The organism is Actinoplanes sp. NPDC020271, from assembly GCF_044388125.1.
Lineage (GTDB): Bacteria > Actinomycetota > Actinomycetes > Mycobacteriales > Micromonosporaceae > Actinoplanes.
Window position 1 is genome coordinate 184,439 of the sequence record NZ_JBIRWQ010000001.1, and the last position, 17,445, is coordinate 201,883.

Consider the following 17,445-nt stretch of genomic DNA (forward strand, 5'->3'; position numbering starts at 1 on the left):
GGGCTGCGAGACCGCACCTACTTGACCGCTCCGGCCGTCAGACCGGCCTGGATCTGCCGCTGGAAGATCGCGTAGACGATGATCATCGGGATGATCGACAGGGTCAGGGCGGCGAACAGCGTCGACCACTCGGCGTGGTAACCGGCCTGGACGCTGATGTTCGCGATGCCCTGGGTCAGCACCCAGTTCGAGTCCGAGCCCGCGCCCTGCATGATCACCACGGGCAGCAGGTACTGGTTCCACTGGCCGACGATGTTGAAGATCGTGATGCTGATCAGGCCGGACTTCGCCATCGGCATCATCACCTGGAAGAACCGCCGCAGGTGCCCGGCCCCGTCGACCAGCGCCGCCTCGTCGATCTCGTGCGGCAGCGTGCGGAAGAACGCGGTCAGGAAGAAGACCGTGAACGACAGCGAGTACGCGATGTACACCAGGATCAGGCCGGTGAACGTGTTCAGCAGGCCCAGGCTCTTGACGATGCCGAAGATCGGCGCGAGCGCCATGAACGTCGGGAACGCAAGGCCGGAGACGAACAGGTAGTAGATCGCCCGGTTGCCGGGGAAGCGGTAACGGGCCAGCACGTACGCGGCCATCGAGCCGAGCAGCATGGTGCCGGCCGTGCTGATCGCGACCACGATGATGCTGTTGATGAAGTACTGCCCGATGTGCGCCTCGGTCCAGGCGTCGGTGTACGTCTTGAACGAGAAGTGCTCCGGCAGCGCGAACGGCTTGCCCAGGAAGATCTCGGTGTTGCTCTTGAACGAGGCGAGCAGCACCCAGATCAGCGGGCCGGCGGTGGCCAGCGCCCACAGGAAGAGCGCGATGTGCGCGACCCCGTTGAGCGGGTTGACCTTGCGGCTCTTCCGCTCCACGGCGGGAGCGGGCCGGCTGGCGACCGCGGGGGCGTTGGTAACGAGGTTCGTCATGACAATCTCCGCGGGTCAGGCGTTCACGGCGTCGCGACGGGTGACCCGCAGGGTCAGGGCGGCGAACGTCAGGGTCAGGAAGAACAGCACCACACCGATCGCGGAGGCGTAACCGGCCTGCGAGTTCTGGAAGGCGTTCAGGTAGATCTGGTAGCTCAGCACCTGGGTCGCGTTGTTCGGGCCACCCTTGTTCACCGACATGATGTTGACCAGGGCGAACAGGTCGAAGGCGGCGATGCCCAGGTAGACCCAGGCGACCTGCAGGGTGTCCCAGAGCAGCGGGAGCGTGATCCGGAAGAAGAGCGTCACCTTGGTCGCGCCGTCCAGGGCCGCGGCCTCGTAGATCTCCTGCCCGATCGAGCCCATGCCGGCCGAGAAGAGCACCACGTAGAAGCCGATCTGCTGCCAGATCAGCACCACCGCGATGCAGACCAGGGCCCAGCGCTCGTCGGCCAGGAACAGCCACGGCGACCACGAGTCCGGGAAGAGGCCGTTGAGCATGCCGCTGCGGTCCGAGCCGAAGACCCGGCCGAAGATCACCGCGACGATGGCCAGCGCCAGCAGCTGCGGGAAGAAGAAGACGACCCGGTAGACCTTGGAGCCCCAGACGCCCTGGGTCACGCCGCCTTTGCTCTTGCCGCCGACGTTCAGCAGGAACGCGAAGAACAGGGCGATCGCGATGGTCACGATCGGCATCGCGATCAGGATGTAGACGTTGTGCCGCAGGGCGATCCAGAAGACCGGGTCGTCCCAGAGCTTGGCGAAGTTGTCGAAGCCCACGTAGTTGAAGCTGCCGAAGCCCGACCAGTCCGTGAAGGACAGCTGGAACATCTGCAGGTAGGCGCCGACCACGAACACCAGATAGAGCGCCAGCGGCACGACAAGGAAACCGATGATGAAGGGATACTTGCCGTGCCGCATGACGCCTACCTCGGGTTAGTTATGTGCCGGATCAGGAACGGGTGAACTTGGTGATCGAGGAGTCCTTCGCGACGGCCTGCGAAGCGGCCTCCATGGTGTCGCAGAACTTCTGCGCGTCGCCGCCCTTGAACATCAGCTGGTTGACGGCCTCGCGGGAGGCGTCGTCCAGCTTCTTGTACCAGGTGTCGAAGAGGTAACCCATGAAGACGTCCTGACCGGCCTTGCTCAGGGCGTCGTTCGCGCTGGTCAGACCGGGGCTGATGGTGACACCGTCAGCCGCCCCCGCCACCACGGTCAGCGACTTGGTGAGCTTGGTGAACTCCAGCGCCGCCTCCTTGGAGAGCATCGTCCGCAGGTACTCCTTGCCACCCTGCGGGTTCTTGCTCTTGGCCGCCGCGAAGTAGATCTCGCCGGCCGCGGCGTTGATCGCGGTCGCCGGGAGCTTGTCCGAGGTGGTGACGCTCGGGAACGCCGCCATCGCGTACTCGAAGCCGGCCGGGGTGCTGGCCGCCTGCTCGTTCTCCAGCCACGAACCGCACGGGTAGAACGCGACCTTGTCCTGGTCCTGCTGCAGCTGGACCTCGGTGTGCTTGAGGCCGAGGAAGGACTTGTCGATGTACTTGTTGCCGACCTCGCCCCAGGCCTTCGCGGCCTGCAGGATCGCGTCGGCCTTCCACGCGCCCGGCTTCAGGTTGTCGATGTCCTTCAGCACCTGCTCGGTGCCGATCTTCGCGGCGCTGGTCAGGAGCGCACGAACCATGTAGTACGACGCGTTGGCGCCCGCGTAGCCGAACGGCGTGATGCCGGCGGCCTTGATCTTCTCGAGCAGCGCGGTGAACTCGGCCCAGGTGGTCGGGACCGTCCAGCTGTTCTTGTCGAAGAGCTTCTTGTTGTACCAGAGGCCGAAGACGGTGAAGGAGTAGTTCACCGCGAACGGCTTGCCGTCGTAGGTGCCCTGCTGCACCGCGCCCGGGACCAGGGTCTCGGCCACGGTCTTGCCCGCGATGTCCAGCGACGGGGCGGCGAACAGGTCGGTCAGGTCGGCAGCCTGGCCGGCCTTCACGATGGCACCGAAGTCCATGATGTCGGACCCGGAGTTGTTGATCATGTCGGGCGCCGAGCCGGCGTTGAGCCGCGGCTTGATCGTCGTCGCGACCTGCTGGGTGGCCGAGTACGTGATCTTGGCGTCCGGCCACTTCTTGTTGAACAGCGGGGTGTCGACGTCGGTGGCGTACTTGGTGCCGAGACCACCGTCGAAGATGACGATCTCGACGCCGGCCTTCGGGTCGATACCCAGCGGGTTGTCGGCCGACTTGGTGCCGGTCGCCTGCTTGGTGCTGTCGCCACTGTCGTCGGAGCCGGCGCAGGCGCTCAGGAAGCTCACGCCCGGAGCGGCCACCAGGCCCACCGCGGCGGCGCGGCGGAGCAGGGTACGACGGGAAGTCGTTATCTCAGACATCGATGTCCTTTCAGGGTGTGACAGGAGTTGGTTCAGCCCTTGACTGCGCCGGCGGTCAGCCCGGTGGCGATGTTCCGCTGGATCGACAGGAAGAAGATCACCACAGGCAGGGACGTGATGATCGCACCGGCCATGAGGGGCCCCCAGGCGGTACCGCGTGCCGTTCGGATCTGCAACTGCCTGGCCGGGTGCTGCTCAGCCGGGCTGTCGAGCATGGGTTCGGTCATGTCAGACGTCCTTCACCGCTTTGTGCCCGTGAACCGCCTGAGCGGTCCGCTGGAAGGCGGCGTGCGAGCGTTCGTGGGTCCGCTGCGCGACGGCGACGTACAGGAGGTCGAGGACCACGAGCTGCGGGTGCCGCGCGGAGAGCGCGTCCGGCCGGAAGGTGGTCGCCTGGGTGGCGGTGAGCAGGACGATGTCGGCGAGCTCGGCCAGCGGGGAACGAGGAAAGCTGGTGAGCGCGATCGTGGTCGCGCCCCGGCTGCTCGCCTCCGCCAGCAGCTCGATCGTCTCGCCGGTCTCGCCGCTGTGCGAGATCCCGAGCGCGACGTCACCGGGCCGGGACAGCGCGGCGCTGGCCAGGCCGTTGTGCACGTCCGTCCAGGCCCACACCGGGATGCCGATGCGGTGCAGGCTGAACTGCATCTCCTCGCCGACCAGCGCGCTTCCGCTGGCGCCGAAGATGTTCACCCGCGCCGCTCCGGCGATCGCCACCGCGGCCCGCTCCACCTCGGCCAGGTCGAGCAGTGCGGCGGTGTCGTGCATGGCCCGGGTGTCGGCGGCCATGATCTGGCCGAGAACCCGTTCCAGGGGGTCGCTGGGCTGGATCTCGCGGCCGATGTCCACGGTCCAGCCGGCCAACCGGGCCCGGCCGGTCTCGGCGGCGATGCCGAGCCTCAGGTCCGCGTAGCCGTCGAAGCCGAGCGCCCGGCAGAACCGGGTCACCGTCGCCGGCGAGGTCCCGGACCGCTCGGCGAGCTCGACGATGGTCGCCCGGGAGGCCGCCGCCGGGTCCGCGAGGACCTGCTCGGCGACGCGCTGCAGGGCGCCGGTGAACTCCGGCAGCTGCGTGCGGACCCGGACCAGAACCCCTTGGTCGCTTTTTTCATTCGAGGTCCGGCCGTGGTCCGGCACCTCGGCGCGCCCGCTACTCCGGGACCAGAGTCCCTGTTCAAGCCGGTCCCGCATGGTCTGGTCACTCCCACTGGGGACAGCCAGGTCGCGGGCCGGCGAGAACGCGACCGCGGTCTGCGCGGCGCCGTCCATCTCCGGCTCAGCCATCGGACACCCCTTCAGGAAGGACTGTTTACTGTCGCGGTAAAAGTTCTTACTAACGGCCCCCCTGTGTCAAGACTGTGGGTGAAGTTTTCAAACCGTTACCTGAGCTGGGCTGATGAACGCGTGTTTCGGCGGGACCGGATGACGGTCATCGATCCTGAAATAACCTTTACGGCGTGACCGCCATCACATGTACGCTTTGCGCCCGTTTTGTGATAGTCCTTTCGGTCCACGACAGTCCCTCGATCGGCTACCCGGACATGGGCTGATCGGCCGGTTCCCGTGACTCCGTGAAACCTCGCCGTTACTCAAGAAACAAGATCAAAATTATTTCCGCGTACGCCCGTGAGCCGCCCGCCCAGCGCCCCGCCCCATGTCAGCGGGCACGCGAGCTTCGTCCCGGGTCGAGGTCGCGGCCGCACTTCCGGCCCCGGGCCGGTCTCCCGGGCCGGCATGCGGGACCACCGCACACCTGACTCCGAGGCGCGGGCCGGGCGGGCTCGTCACCCAGCCGACTCCGACGGTTCGGTGAGCCGGCGGCTTCGAGCCGACCGTTCGGAGCCGACGGCTTCAAGCCGACCGTTCGGAGCCGACGGCTTCAAGCCGACCGTTCGGAGCCGGCCCCTTGGAGCCGGCCGTTCGGAGCCGACCGTTCGGAGCCGGCCGCTTCGAGCCGGCAGGCGGCTTCAGCGGTCGCCGAGCATTCAGGAATCCGGCGGCGGCGGTCAGGAGGGGGTGGCGGTGGCCCGGATGGCTTCGACGAAGGCTTCGGAGCGGTGCTCGAAGTTGCGGAAGCGGCCATAGCTGGGCGCGGCCGGGGACAGCAGGACCACGCCGCCGGGCGGGGTCACCTCCCGGGCGATGCGGACGGCGTCGGCGAGGTCCTTCGAGGAGAGCGTGGTGATCTTGGGGAGGCCGGACAACTCGGCCAGGATGCGGGGCCCGCTGTCCGGCATGCCGATCACCGTCAGTTCCCGGGAGGCGAGGAAATCCCGCAACGGAGAGTAGTCGAGGCCGCGGTCAGTGCCGCCGAGCAACACGGTGAGTGGCCGGCCGTCGTAGGCCTCGACGGCGTGCATCGTGGCGTAGGGCGCGGTGGAGAGCGTGTCGTCGACGAACGTGACGCCGGACGGGTCCTCGATCTCGCTGAGCCGGTGCGGCAGGCCCTCGAACGAGCGCAGCGCCTGCTCCAGCGCGGCCCGTGACCCGACGACGTCGACGCCCATGCCGTCCAGCACGGCCAGCGCCACGCACAGGTTGCGCTCGTTGTGCCTGCCCTTGAGCCGCAGCGCCGAGCGCTCGAAGAGAACCTCGTCGCCGCAGCGGACGGTGCCGTCCTCGACCCGGAACCGGGAGTCGCCGGCGGCCGCGGCGACGGGCGGCAAGTCGTTCCGGCCGGTCACCCCGCGGATCTCGTCGCGCAGGCGCTCGTCGGCGCCGTTGACCACGATCAGTTCCGGACCGTGGGCGAGGATGTTGAGCTTGTCCCGGTAGTACTCCCGCTCGCCGCCGTGCGCGTCCAGGTGCTCCGGGAACAACGACGTGACCACGGCGACCCGCGGCGAATCGGTCAGGTCCGCGCACTGGTAGCTGGACAGCTCGAGAACGTACAGCTCGGCCGGGGGAAGGTCGAGCAGGGGGACGCCGATGTTCCCGCCGTACGCGTTGGGCCGCCCGACCGCCGCCAGCAGATGGCTGATCAGGCTGGACGTGGTGCTCTTGCCCTTGCTGCCGGTGACGCCCACGGTCTGCGCCGCGTGGTCGGCCATCCACAGCGCGCTGCCGCCGGTGACCGGGATGCCCCGGGCGCGCAGGTCGGCCATGAACGGGTGGGTGGACGGCACCCCGGGTGAGCGGACGATGACATCCGCGCTGGCCAGGGCGGCGAAGGCGTGCTCACCGCCGGCCAGCGGGGCGCGCGGGTCGTCCCACGGGTCGTCCAGGTAGCCGGCACCGTCGTTGACCACGATCAACCGGGCCGGCTCGTGCTGCGCGACGGCGTTCACCGCGGCGCGGCCCTCCCGGCCGGTTCCCCAGACCGCCACCGATCGGCCACGCAGATCTGCCAGGCGCACGTCGTCTCCCCCAGTCGGTTGTCGCGGGACGCACTAATATTGCCGGTCGGCCGTCAGACAGGAGTTTCCGGGTGCAGTTCGACGTCATGCGCTTCCCCTCGTACGCGTTCGACCCCTCGACCGGGGTCGCCACGTTCGACTACGTGCTCGACGGTCCCGATCCGCTGGAGTTCACCGAGACGATCACGCTCCCGGTGCCGGCCGAGCCGACGAACACGGCGACCCTGCATCAGGTGCTGGAGTTGCTGCACGTGGTCGCCGGGGTCAGCTACTACAAGGTCGGCGCCCCGCCGCGGGTCGTCGCGCCGCGGCCGGTCGCGCCCGAGGTGGCCGCGTGGTTCACGCGCGTCTACACCGACGGCCTGGCCGAGTATGCGTACCGCAACCAGCTCCCGCACGTGCTGGAGCTCACCGTGGAGACGCCGGGCACACTCCCGGCCGCGGCCCCGGTCCCGGTCACCGGGCGGCCGCTCTCCGCGGTCGGCGGCGGCAAGGACTCGATCGTCACGCTGGAGATGCTGCGCGCGGCCGGGCTCGACCCGGTCCCGTTCTCGGTCAACCCGAACCCGGTGATCGAGAACGTGAACGCCGCCTCCGGCCTGCCCGCGCTGGCCGCCCGGCGCAAGCTCGACCCGCGGCTGTTCGAGCTGAACAAGGCCGGCGCGCTGAACGGGCACATCCCGGTCACCGCGATCAACTCGCTGATCGCGATCGCCACCGCGGTCTGGCACGGCCTCGGCCCGGTGGTGATGTCGAACGAGCGCTCCGCCTCCGACCCGAACCTGATCTGGAACGGTCACGAGGTGAACCATCAGTGGTCCAAGGGCGTGCTCGCCGAGGGGCTGCTGCGGGACGCGGTGACCGCGCACACCGGGCTGGTCGACCCGTACTTCTCGCTGCTGCGGACGCTCTCCGAGCTGCACATCGCGCAGCTCTTCGCCGGTTACACAGCGTACGATGATGTTGTTACATCCTGTAACAAGGCTTTCAAGCTGCACGACCCGACCGCGCGGTGGTGCGGTGACTGTCCGAAGTGCCGGTTCGTGTTCCTGGCCATGGCGCCGCACATGCCGCGGGAACGGCTCGCGCACATCTTCGGGCACGACCTGTTCGCCGACGAGGCTCAGGTGCCCGGCTTCCTGGAGCTGCTCGGGGTCGACGCCCACAAGCCGTTCGAGTGCGTCGGCGAGGCCGAGGAGTGCCTGGTGGCGCTCTCGATGCTGACCGACGACGCGCCGGTGCTGGTGGCGCTGCGCGCGGCGGTACCGGCCTCGGCCTGGGACGACGCCTCGCACAGCAACGTCTTCACGCCGGGCGGTGAGCACCACATCCCGGCCGCCTACCTCAAGCTCCTGACCGACTCCCGGTAGCCGGCACGGGTCAGGGGCACTGCAGGACGAGCCAGGTGCGGTCGAAGGCGCCGGCGGCGAGGTCCTGGCGACGGATCCAGTAGTAGAGGCGGCCCGCGTCGCCCCAGATCCAGTCCAGCTCGTCGTCGGTGTCGATCTGCCACAGCAGCAGCCAGTCGGCCGCGCCAGGCGTCAGCTCCGCGACCCGGTCGCCCTCGACCCCGGCCGGGTTGCCGTGGTGGATGCCGTTCGCGGCGAGCTGGCACTCCAGCTGCATCGGCCCTTGCCGAAGGTCCGGCCAGCCGAGGACCCGGTGCACCGGGATCCCCTCGTCGTTCTCCAGCGAGGCGTAGAAGTCCTCGACCTGGTCACGGCGCTGCCACCAGTGTTTTTCGGCACGCACAGCCACTACCGGCGGCTCGTCGATCGCGGGAACGGTACAGACCGTCGTGGCGTTCACGGCGTGCGCGGTGAACCACTCGACCTCGTCCGGCGTCGACACGGGCAGAGCCGAGGCCGCCGGGGTCACCGTCACCCGCCACGACCCGGCGTCCGCGGGGTCGAAGCCCCAGCGTTGTTCCACCCAGTCGTAGAAGAAGCCGAGCAGGGTCCGCGGCGGCAGCACCGGGACGCCGAGGCGGGCGTTGACGTCGTCGGTGTCGAGCTGGCCGAGGAACGACTGCGGGTTGCCGGACGGCGACTCCGGCCAGGTCGCGCCGGGCGCGAGCAGGGGCACTCCGCCGAGCCGGGTCGCCGCGGTGTCCGGGGCGCAGACCGCGGCCGCGGTCAGGCGCAGGGACGGCCGGGCCGCCTCGGCCAGCACGGTCCGCAGGGGCGGGGCGGCCGCCCCGAGGAGGTGGTCGTCGATCTCCACCCGGACGCCCCTTCCCGGCACGGCCCGCGGACGGCCGTCTCCCGGTGACGAGTGTGCCCTTCACGACGTACGGGAAAAGCGGTTTTTGACCGAAAAAGTCACTCGGGGGCGTCGTGGTGGATGCGGCTCGGGGAGACGCCCAGCTGCCGCAGCGCCATGCTCGTGGCGGCCAGCATCAACGGCGGCCCGGCCAGGTAGACCTCGTGCCGGGACCACTCGCCGTAGGCCGCGACCGCGTCGGTGACCAGCCCGAACGGGTACGGCCCGGGGTCGCCCTCGGAGACGACCGGGACGACGGTGGCGCGAGGCGCCTGGCGGGAGAGGGCGATCAGCGCGTCGATGTCGTAGAGCTCGCCGAGGTTCCGCACACCCCAGAAGAGCACGGCCGGTCGCGGATCCTGTACCGCGGCCAGATGCGCGAGCAGCGCTTTCATCGGGGCCACGCCGGTGTCCCCGGCGATCATCAGCACGCCGCGGCCGGGTTCGGCGGGCAGGCGCATCTCCCCCTCGGCGCGGCTGATCCGGATCCGGTCGCCGACCCGGGTGCCGTGCACGAGCGTGCCGCTCACCCCGGTCACCGTCTTGGCCCGCACGTGCAGCTCGACCACGTCGTCCAGCGCCGGGGCGCCGGCCAGCGAGTACGGCCGCCAGATGCCGGGCACGTCGGCGACCTCGACCCTCGCGTACTGCCCGGGGCGCCACGGCATCGGCAGGAACGGGCGCAGCCGCACCACGGCCAGATCGGGGCGGCGCAGCTCGTGGCTGATCACCTCGGCGTCCCAGACGGTCGGCTGGTAGGCGACGAGCGTGCCGCCGTGCACCAGCCACTCGTAGACGTGCTGCCACGTCCACCGCCAGGCCTGGTCGAAATCCTGCCGCCAGACGCCCGGCGCCATCCCGGCCCGGGTCGCCTCGGCCAGGGCCGCGCCGACCAGCTGCAGCTGGTTCCACTGCAGGCCGCACTCGGCCAGCGCCGCGCCGAGCTGCCCGCACCCGGCGACCACGGCCGGCGGGTCGTCGAGCCGGTGCACCAGCCAGGTCAGCGCGCGGGCCAGCTGATCGCGCTGGGAGTCCGGCGTGCCGGGCAGCGAGGCGAGCAGGGCCGGTTGGGCCTGCAGCAGCGCGTGCCAGAGCCGGCCGGCCACCTCGTCGGCGCCGCCGGCGAAGGTCAGGCTCGTGCTGAGCAGGCGCTGCGTGTCGCGCAGGGCCATCGTGTCGCCCGGGTTCATGCCGTCGGACGGCAGGTGGCGCCGGGCCGTCCTCTGGGCGAAGTGCGCCGCGTACTCGGCCGGGGTGACCGACGGGAACTCGGTGCCGGTCGGGCCGATCGGGCGCGGCGCCGCGACCCCGGGGACGGCCGGGACCGGGCCGACCGGACCGGAGGGGTTCACTCCGGTGATCGGATTGACCCGATCGCGGGGTACGCCGTAAGCCGCGCTCGCCCCGGCCCGATCCGGCCCGTGCGAATGCCCGCCCAGCCCGGAGCGCCCGAGCACCGCACCCTGCCCGCCGCGCCAGAGCAGCTCGGAGCCGGCGCCGCGCGGCGACTCGGGCCCGGACGGGGTGCGTGGGGGCTGAGCCGAGCCCTGCGGGGACGCCCCGGTCCGGCCGACCCCGCCGACGCGCCCCGAGGAGGGCGACTCCTGGTCGTCTGCGGCCACGGCCTCGGCGCCCGGCGACACCACGGCGGAACCGTCGCCCGACCGGAATTCGGGCCGGCCCGGCAGCCCGGACTTCGACACGGGGGGCGTTCCCTCCTCGGCGGCCTTGACCTTGGCGATCTCGGAGAGCGCGGCAGCCGTGTCCGCGGCCCCGGCGGCGGCCGCGTCGGGCGCGCTCTGCCGCAGGCGGATCGCCCGGAGCAGGCCGAGCAGATGGGGGTCCGATCCCTGACCAGACGACATCCGACACCCCCGATGACCGATACGGACAACCAGCACCTGTCCCCATCTTCCCGCACGGTTCGCTCGTCGACACCCCGTCGGCGACCATCGGGCCGGCCGCCCGCCGGTTCCGTCCGTTCAGCCGCCGCGACATGCCGGAACGGCATGTCGGCAGAATGCTGGTGTGCCAGCCACCGTCATCACCGACCCCGACGACCCCCGGATCGGCGACTACCGCGCCCTGACCGACCTCGAACTGCGTACCCGCTGGGAGCCGCCGAACGGGCTGTTCATCGCCGAGGGTGAGCTGGTCATCCAGCGGGCCCTGCGCGCCGGGTACCGGATGCGCTCGGCGCTGGTCGACGAGAAACGCGCCGATCAGCTGACCGGGCTGCCGGCCGGCGCGCCGCTCTACACCGCCGCGCCGCCGGTCCTGGAGTCGATCACCGGCTTCCACGTGCACCGCGGGATCCTCGCGTCGTTCCACCGCCGGGAACAGCCCACGCTCGGCGAACTTCTCGCCACCGCGCGGAACCTGGCCGTGCTGGAAGGCCTGAACACGCACACGAACCTCGGCGCGCTGTTCCGCAGCGCCGCGGCGCTCGGCATCGACGCGATCGTGCTCTCGCCGAACTGCGCGGACCCCCTCTACCGCCGGGCGGTACGGGTCAGCATGGGCGAGGTGTTCGCGATCCCCTACACCCGGACCGACACCTGGCCGGATCCGCTCGCGGCCATCCGTGACGCCGGATTCACCCTGCTCGCGATGACACCCGCGCCCGACGCCGTCGCCCTTCAAGATCTCACTGCAGATCAGCGCGTACGGCCTGCTCTGCTCCTCGGCGCGGAAGGCCCCGGCCTCACCCCGGAGGCGTTGAAGGCCAGTGACGTGCGGGTCGCCATCCCGATGCACAACGGCGTCGACTCCCTGAACGTGGCCACCGCCGCCGCGATCACGTTCTACGAGCTGACGCGGGACGCGCCGCGCTGAACGGTCAGCCGGCGTACGCGGGAAGCCTCATCCGGACCCGGAAACCGCCGTCCGGCCGGGGCCCCGACTCCAGGCTGCCGTGCAGCAGCTCGGCCCGTTCGTGCAGGCCGACCAGCCCCAGCCGGCCGCCGGGCAGCGGGAGTGCGGGCTCGGCCGGCCGCGAGTTGGTGACGGTGACCCCGACGTCCGGCCCGTCCTCGAACAGCTCGACGGTCACGCACGCGCCCGGTGCGTGCTTGCGGACGTTGGTGAGCGCCTCCTGCACGGTGCGGTAGACGGCCCGCTGCACCGGGCTGGCCACCGCGACGGTGATCTCCCCGGTCAGCTTCACGTCCAGCCCGCTCGCGCCGACCAGCGCGGGCAAGTCGGCGAGGGTGGGCTGCGGCGCGAGCGCGGCGCCGTCGTCACCGTCGCCGCGCAGCACGGAGACCATGGTGCGCAGCTCGTCGAGGGTCCCGGCGCTCAGCTCACGGATCGTCCGGGCCGCTTCCCGGGTGCCCGGCTCCCCCGCCGTGACCTGCAGGACCCCGGCCTGGACGGCGATCAGGCTCACCTGGTGCGACACCACGTCGTGCATCTCGCGGGCCAGCCGCGCGCGTTCCTGGGCGAGGACGGTCCTCGCGTGCAGCAGCCGTTCGTGCTCGCGGGCCTCGTGGATCTCGACGATCCGCCGGGACAGCTCGTGGCGGGTCCGGACGAGCTGGCCGAGCAGCACCGGGGCGCCGGCCAGGGCCAGCCGGTAGGCGAACGCCACCACCATCCCGGCGTCCCAGGACGGCTCGTCGGACAGCGGCGACGGCACGACCGCGGCCACCGCGGAGAGCGTCGCGCAGGCGGCCAGCAGGCGACGGTCCCGGGCCGTGACGGCGAGCGTGTAGAGCGCCACGAACGGAGCCACCACCGCGTCCTGGGTGACCCCGGCCGGGACCGTGAGCAGGAACGCGACCAGGGGGAAGCGGCGGCGCAGACCGAGCGCGGCGCAAGCCACCACACCGACGAGCAGGCCGGTCAGCCCGTCGTCGTAGAGCCCGATCCAGATGTCGGCGGCGGCGACCGCGATGATCCCGGCGTCCACCACCGGCGCGGGCAGCCGCCGGAGCCGTTCCCAGCGGCTCACCGCTGCTCGTCCAGCAGCCCGGCCCGCTCGGCGACCAGCGCCGCCTGGATCCGGCTGGACACCCGCAACCCGGCCAGCAGCGCGCTGACGTGCCCGGCGACCGTGCCGTCGGCCAGGCCCAGCCGCTCGGCGATCCCGGCGTTGGACAGTCCCCCGGCCAGCAGCACCAGCACCGCACGCTCCGGGCCGGTCAGGTGCGCGACGCGGCCCGGGTCCGAGCCGGGCGGCAGCCTGCCGTGCAGCGCCCGGGAGACCGTCCGGGACATCACCACGCCACCCGCGGCGAGCGTCCGCACCAGCTGCGCGACGTCGACCGGGTCGGTGTCCTTCAGCAGGAAACCGGCCGCGCCGGAATGCAGGGCGGTCAGCACGTACTCGTCGGCGGCGAAGGTGGTGAGCATCGCCACGACCGGCGGCTCGGGCAGCTCCCGCAGGCGGGCCAGGACGGTCAGCCCGTCGACGTCCGGCATCCGGATGTCGAGCAGGACCACGTGCGGCTCGTGCGCCCGGACCACGCCGAGCGCCTCGCCCCCGGTAGCGGTCGCGACCACCTCGATGCCGGGCGCCGCGTTGAGGATCGCCGCGAAGCCGGAGCGCACCAGCGCCTCGTCGTCGACGACCACTACCCGGATGACCTGCACCGACGCAGACTAGAGCACCGCAGAGCGTCAGGAGCGGGGCACCAGGCGGCCACCGGTCCAGGCCAGGCCCATGCCGGCCGCGAGCAGCAGCAGGGCGCCGACCGTGGGCAGGGGCTTCACCGCGTACGATCCGGCGCCGAGCGCGACCGCGGCCAGCATCAGCAGCACCCCGTCGGCCGGGTTGACCAGCTTGGACCGGAACACCGCCCAGCCGAGCAGCAACACCCCGGCCCCGGTGACCGCGCACGCCGACTCGACCAGGATCGGCACCTGCTCCGGCGTCATCTTGACCACCTGCGCGGCGGTCTTCGCCGGCAACGCGGCCAGCGGCAGCAGCAGGGTGGCGCCGGCCAGCGACATCAGCAGGCCGGTCATCGCGACCCGCCGCGTCCGCGACCCGGCGAGCAGCCCGGCCAGCGCGATCAGCGCGATGGTGGCGAGCCAGGCGGCGAGCAGGCCGACCGGCAGCGGGCCGGGCGGGACGTGCACACCCAGGGTGAACCAGCCGTAGAGGACCGCGGCGGCGGGCAACGCCCAGAGGGCCAGCCGGGCGAACCTCCGCACCGACCAGATCCAGACGGCGTCGCGCACCGGCAGGAGGTAGTGGTCCGCGGAGGACCCGGCCGGCGCGGCGCCGACCCAGGCCGGGGCGACCCGCAGGGGCCGGCCGCTCGCGGTTTGACGATGGCTGATGCTCATGGCTCCGCCTCGCTCGCAGGGGCAACAGGCCGAGCGGCCGGGGGCACCGGTCGGAATCCGAGTCGAAGCATGACAAATTCGCAGGAAGCTGTGAGGCGTATCTCAGGAAATCTCTGTGGAAATGCCGGACGGCCCGCCCCGAACAGGGCAGGCCGTCCGGTAAAGCGGTGATCAGGCGCGGTCGGGCTGGTTCGCGCCGTTGTAGTCGGCCCCGCCGATCGCCGACGACGGCGGCACCGGCTGCGGGGCCTCCAGCGCCGCGGTCGCGTCCGGGTCCGCGGAGACCTGCGCCTCGGCCGCCCGCACCTCGGCGTCGACCCGCTGCGCCTCGGCCGCCGCGGCCTCCGCCGCCGCGACCGCCTCCCGCTCGACAGCGCCCGAGTCGACGCCCGACTTCGGGACGTCCCCGACCATGTTGGCCAGGCCGCCCAGCGCCCCACCCAGGCCTTCCAAGGCCTTGGTCAGCTCGGTCGGCACGATCCACACCTTGTTGGCCGAGCCGTTCGCGATCTGCGGCAGCGCCTGCAGGTACTGGTAGGCCAGCACCTTCTGGGACGGGTTGGCGTTGTGGATCGCGTCGAACACCGTCCGGATCGCCTTGGCCTGGCCCTCGGCCTGCAGGATCCGCGACTGGCGGTCACCGTCGGCCCGCAGCACCGCGGCCTGCTTCTCACCCTCGGCGGTGAGGATCTGCGCCTGCTTGTGACCCTCGGCGTTCAGGATCGTGGCGCGGCGCTCCCGCTCGGCGCGCATCTGCTTCTCCATCGAGTCACGGATGCTCGGCGGCGGCTCGATCGCCTTGATCTCCACCCGGGTGACCTTGATGCCCCACCGGCCGGTGGTCTCGTCGAGCACCGTCGACAGGTGGCGGTTGATCTCCTCCCGGCTGGTCAGCGCCCGCTCCAGGTCCAGCGAACCGATGACGTTGCGCAGCGTGGTGACCGTGAGCTGCTCGATCGCCTGCAGGAAGTTGGCGATCTCGTAGGTCGCCCGCACCGGGTCGACCACCTTGAAGTAGAGCACCGTGTCGATCGAGACGACCAGGTTGTCCGAGGTGATCACGGGCTGCGGCGGGAACGACACCACCTGCTCCCGCATGTCCACCTTGCTGCGCACCGCGTCCACGAACGGGACCAGCAGGTTGAGGCCGGGGCTGAGGGTCCGCTTGTACTTGCCGAGCCGTTCGACGACATCCATCCGCTGCTGCGGGACGATCCGGATGGACCGGACGATGGTGGTCACCGCGAACAGCACGATGACTATGACCAGGACTGCGATGACAGCTCCCATGGCGCCTCTCTATATGTCTCGGTGGGGGGTGAGTGAGTCAGTGATCGGGCAGGTCATCGTGCCAGACCAGGGCGGTGGCGCCGCGCACCTTCACCACGCGGACCCGCTGGCCGGCGGCGAACCGCTCGCGACCGTCGAAGGAGCGGGCCTGCCAGATCTCCCCGTCGATCCGGATCTGCCCATGATCGGCGTCGACGTCCTCCAGCACCAGGCCGTGGTGGCCCTCCATCGCCTCGATGCCGAACGGGGTGTCCCCGGTCTCCAGCGCCGAGCGGGCATGCCGCATCACCAGCGGACGGATCGCCGCCACCGACAGGCCGGAGACCACGGCGAACACGATGACCTGCAACAACAGGTTCGCACCGAGAGCGGCAGCCGCGGCCGCCGCGCCGGCGCCGGCCGCGAAAAATATGATCAAGAAGGTCGCGGTGAAAGCCTCACCGATCACCAGGGCGATGGCGAGGACGATCCAGAGTACGGCTGCCACATCTCCGATCGTGTCACGCCCACGCACCTTCGGCGATGTTCGATTTCGCGTAGCCGAATGCTGCTCGGACAGTTAGACCCGTCAGTCGCACCACAGGAGGACCCCCACCGTGACACTGCTTCCGGAGACCACCCGGCGGATCGGCGACATCGCCGCCCGGGCCCAGGCGCACGGCCGCGTGCCGTCCCTGGCCCTGGCCGTGGTGCGGGACCGTGCGGTGCTGCACTTCGCGGGCGCCGGGGAGAACCCTCGTCCGGACCCGAAGACGCAGTACCGGCTCGGCTCGATCACCAAGACGATCACCGCGACCCTGGTCATGCAGTTGCGCGACGAAGGTTTCTTCGCCCTCGACGACCTGCTCTACCGCCACCTGCCGGGCACCCCGATCGGCGGCGTCACCCTGCGGCAGCTGCTCGGGCACGTCTCCGGGCTGCAGCGCGAACCGGACGGGCCGTGGTGGGAACGCACCGCCGGGGGCGACGTGGACCAGCTGCTCGCCGGGCTGACCTACGAGAAGCTGACCGGGCCCCCGTTCCGCCGCTACCGTTACTCCAACCTCGCCTACGGCCTGCTCGGGGCCGTGCTGTCCCGGGTCACCGGGCAGAGCTGGGCCGAACTCGTCACCAAACGCGTCCTCGACCCGCTCGGCATGAAACGCACCAGCTGTCTGCCCGTGGAGCCGTACGCCCGCGGTCATGTCGTGCATGCCCTCGACGGCACCCTGCACGAGGAACCGCGCGCGGACACCGGCGCGATGGCCCCGGCCGGACAACTCTGGTCCACCGTCACCGACATGGCCAAATGGGCCGGCTTCCTCGCCGACCCCGCCCCGGCCGTCCTGGCCCGCGAGACCGTCGACGAGATGTGCAGCCCGGTCACCATCGCCGACCTGGAATCCTGGACCCTCGGGCACGGGCTCGGCCCGCAACTGTTCCGGGTCGGCGAACGCGTCCTCGTGGGGCACGGCGGCTCGATGCCCGGCTACGTCTCGCACCTCGCCGTGCACCGCCGCAGCCGGATGGGCGTCGTCGTGTTCGCCAACGCGTACGGCCTCGGCGGCAGCGAACACATCAAGGACCTCAGCTTGCGCACCCTCACCACCGTCCTGGACAGCGAACCGGAACCGCCCGTCCCCGCGTGGCAGCCACCCGCGCCGCCGCAGGGCGAAGCGGCCGAGATCTGCGGGCGGTGGTGGTGGATGGGCCGCGAGTACGACCTCGTGCCCGACGGCGACGGCCTGGTGATGACCGGGCCGCACCACCGCACCCGGTTCCGCCGGGAGGCGCCGGACCGCTGGCGCGGCACCGCGGGCGACAACGAGGGCGAGATCCTGGCGGTGCTGCGCTCCGCCGACGGCGCGGTCACCGGGATCGACATCGCCACGTTCGTCTTCAGCCGCGACCCGCGCCACCTCGCCTAGCGGCGGCTCGACCGGCCTCGCGACCCGGTCGCCGG

Annotated in this window: 16 protein-coding genes; 3 read left to right on the plus strand and 13 right to left on the minus strand. The window is 71.0% G+C overall.

What is annotated here, in order from left to right:
* Positions 1–17: 17 nt before the first annotated feature.
* The 6 genes from ACH442_RS00765 to murD form a co-directional block, all read right to left on the minus strand.
* On the minus strand, positions 18–926 hold the full coding sequence (locus ACH442_RS00765; RefSeq protein ID WP_396120454.1) for a carbohydrate ABC transporter permease: 909 nt from the start codon (positions 924–926) through the stop codon (positions 18–20).
* Positions 927–941: 15 nt separating this feature from the next.
* Entirely contained in the window at positions 942–1,847 is a 906-nt protein-coding gene (locus ACH442_RS00770; RefSeq protein WP_396120455.1) for a carbohydrate ABC transporter permease, read from the minus strand.
* A gap of 31 nt (positions 1,848–1,878) precedes the next feature.
* A complete protein-coding gene (gene ngcE, locus ACH442_RS00775; protein WP_396120456.1) occupies positions 1,879–3,306 on the minus strand; it encodes an N-acetylglucosamine/diacetylchitobiose ABC transporter substrate-binding protein in 1,428 nt (475 codons plus the stop codon).
* A 32-nt stretch (positions 3,307–3,338) separates the two neighbouring features.
* Complete coding sequence (locus tag ACH442_RS00780; RefSeq protein WP_396120457.1) at positions 3,339–3,533, minus strand: hypothetical protein; 195 nt, start codon at positions 3,531–3,533, stop codon at positions 3,339–3,341.
* Between the two features lies 1 nt (position 3,534).
* Positions 3,535–4,587, minus strand: coding sequence for a MurR/RpiR family transcriptional regulator (locus ACH442_RS00785; protein ID WP_396120458.1), 1,053 nt, complete (start codon positions 4,585–4,587; stop codon positions 3,535–3,537).
* A gap of 722 nt (positions 4,588–5,309) precedes the next feature.
* Complete coding sequence (gene murD / locus ACH442_RS00790; RefSeq protein WP_396120459.1) at positions 5,310–6,659, minus strand: UDP-N-acetylmuramoyl-L-alanine--D-glutamate ligase; 1,350 nt, start codon at positions 6,657–6,659, stop codon at positions 5,310–5,312.
* 86 nt (positions 6,660–6,745) lie between these two features.
* Between murD and ACH442_RS00795 the strand changes: the two genes are divergently transcribed.
* On the plus strand, positions 6,746–8,029 hold the full coding sequence (locus tag ACH442_RS00795; RefSeq protein WP_396121006.1) for a hypothetical protein: 1,284 nt from the start codon (positions 6,746–6,748) through the stop codon (positions 8,027–8,029).
* 10 nt (positions 8,030–8,039) lie between these two features.
* Here the strand turns inward: ACH442_RS00795 and ACH442_RS00800 are convergent, their stop codons facing one another.
* The gene (locus tag ACH442_RS00800; protein WP_396120460.1) at positions 8,040–8,882 is read right to left on the minus strand and encodes a YwqG family protein; all 843 of its coding nucleotides are present in this window, start codon (positions 8,880–8,882) and stop codon (positions 8,040–8,042) included.
* A gap of 98 nt (positions 8,883–8,980) precedes the next feature.
* Positions 8,981–10,786 carry a flavohemoprotein gene (locus ACH442_RS00805; RefSeq protein ID WP_396120461.1) on the minus strand — a complete coding sequence of 602 codons (1,806 nt, stop codon included), beginning with the start codon at positions 10,784–10,786 and terminating at the stop codon, positions 8,981–8,983.
* 163 nt (positions 10,787–10,949) lie between these two features.
* On the opposite strand from ACH442_RS00805, the gene ACH442_RS00810 reads away from it, so the two are divergent.
* The gene (locus ACH442_RS00810; RefSeq protein WP_396120462.1) at positions 10,950–11,756 is read left to right on the plus strand and encodes a TrmH family RNA methyltransferase; all 807 of its coding nucleotides are present in this window, start codon (positions 10,950–10,952) and stop codon (positions 11,754–11,756) included.
* Between the two features lie 4 nt (positions 11,757–11,760).
* Here ACH442_RS00810 and ACH442_RS00815 read toward each other — a convergent pair whose 3' ends face one another.
* The 5 genes from ACH442_RS00815 to ACH442_RS00835 all read right to left on the minus strand — a co-directional run bounded on the left by ACH442_RS00815 (position 11,761) and on the right by ACH442_RS00835 (position 15,990).
* A complete protein-coding gene (locus ACH442_RS00815; RefSeq protein ID WP_396120463.1) occupies positions 11,761–12,873 on the minus strand; it encodes a sensor histidine kinase in 1,113 nt (370 codons plus the stop codon).
* Positions 12,870–13,514, minus strand: a complete 645-nt coding sequence (locus ACH442_RS00820) for a response regulator (RefSeq protein WP_396120464.1) — start codon at positions 13,512–13,514, stop codon at positions 12,870–12,872. Before ACH442_RS00820 ends, ACH442_RS00815 begins: the two co-directional genes overlap by 4 nt.
* Positions 13,515–13,541: 27 nt before the next feature.
* Complete coding sequence (locus ACH442_RS00825; protein ID WP_396120465.1) at positions 13,542–14,213, minus strand: hypothetical protein; 672 nt, start codon at positions 14,211–14,213, stop codon at positions 13,542–13,544.
* 171 nt (positions 14,214–14,384) lie between these two features.
* Complete coding sequence (locus tag ACH442_RS00830) at positions 14,385–15,503, minus strand: SPFH domain-containing protein (RefSeq protein WP_396120466.1); 1,119 nt, start codon at positions 15,501–15,503, stop codon at positions 14,385–14,387.
* A gap of 37 nt (positions 15,504–15,540) precedes the next feature.
* The gene (locus tag ACH442_RS00835) at positions 15,541–15,990 is read right to left on the minus strand and encodes an NfeD family protein (RefSeq protein ID WP_396120467.1); all 450 of its coding nucleotides are present in this window, start codon (positions 15,988–15,990) and stop codon (positions 15,541–15,543) included.
* A gap of 109 nt (positions 15,991–16,099) precedes the next feature.
* Here ACH442_RS00835 and ACH442_RS00840 point away from each other — a divergent pair, with 109 nt between their 5' ends.
* Entirely contained in the window at positions 16,100–17,410 is a 1,311-nt protein-coding gene (locus ACH442_RS00840) for a serine hydrolase domain-containing protein (RefSeq protein WP_396120468.1), read from the plus strand.
* Positions 17,411–17,445 lie beyond the last annotated feature (35 nt).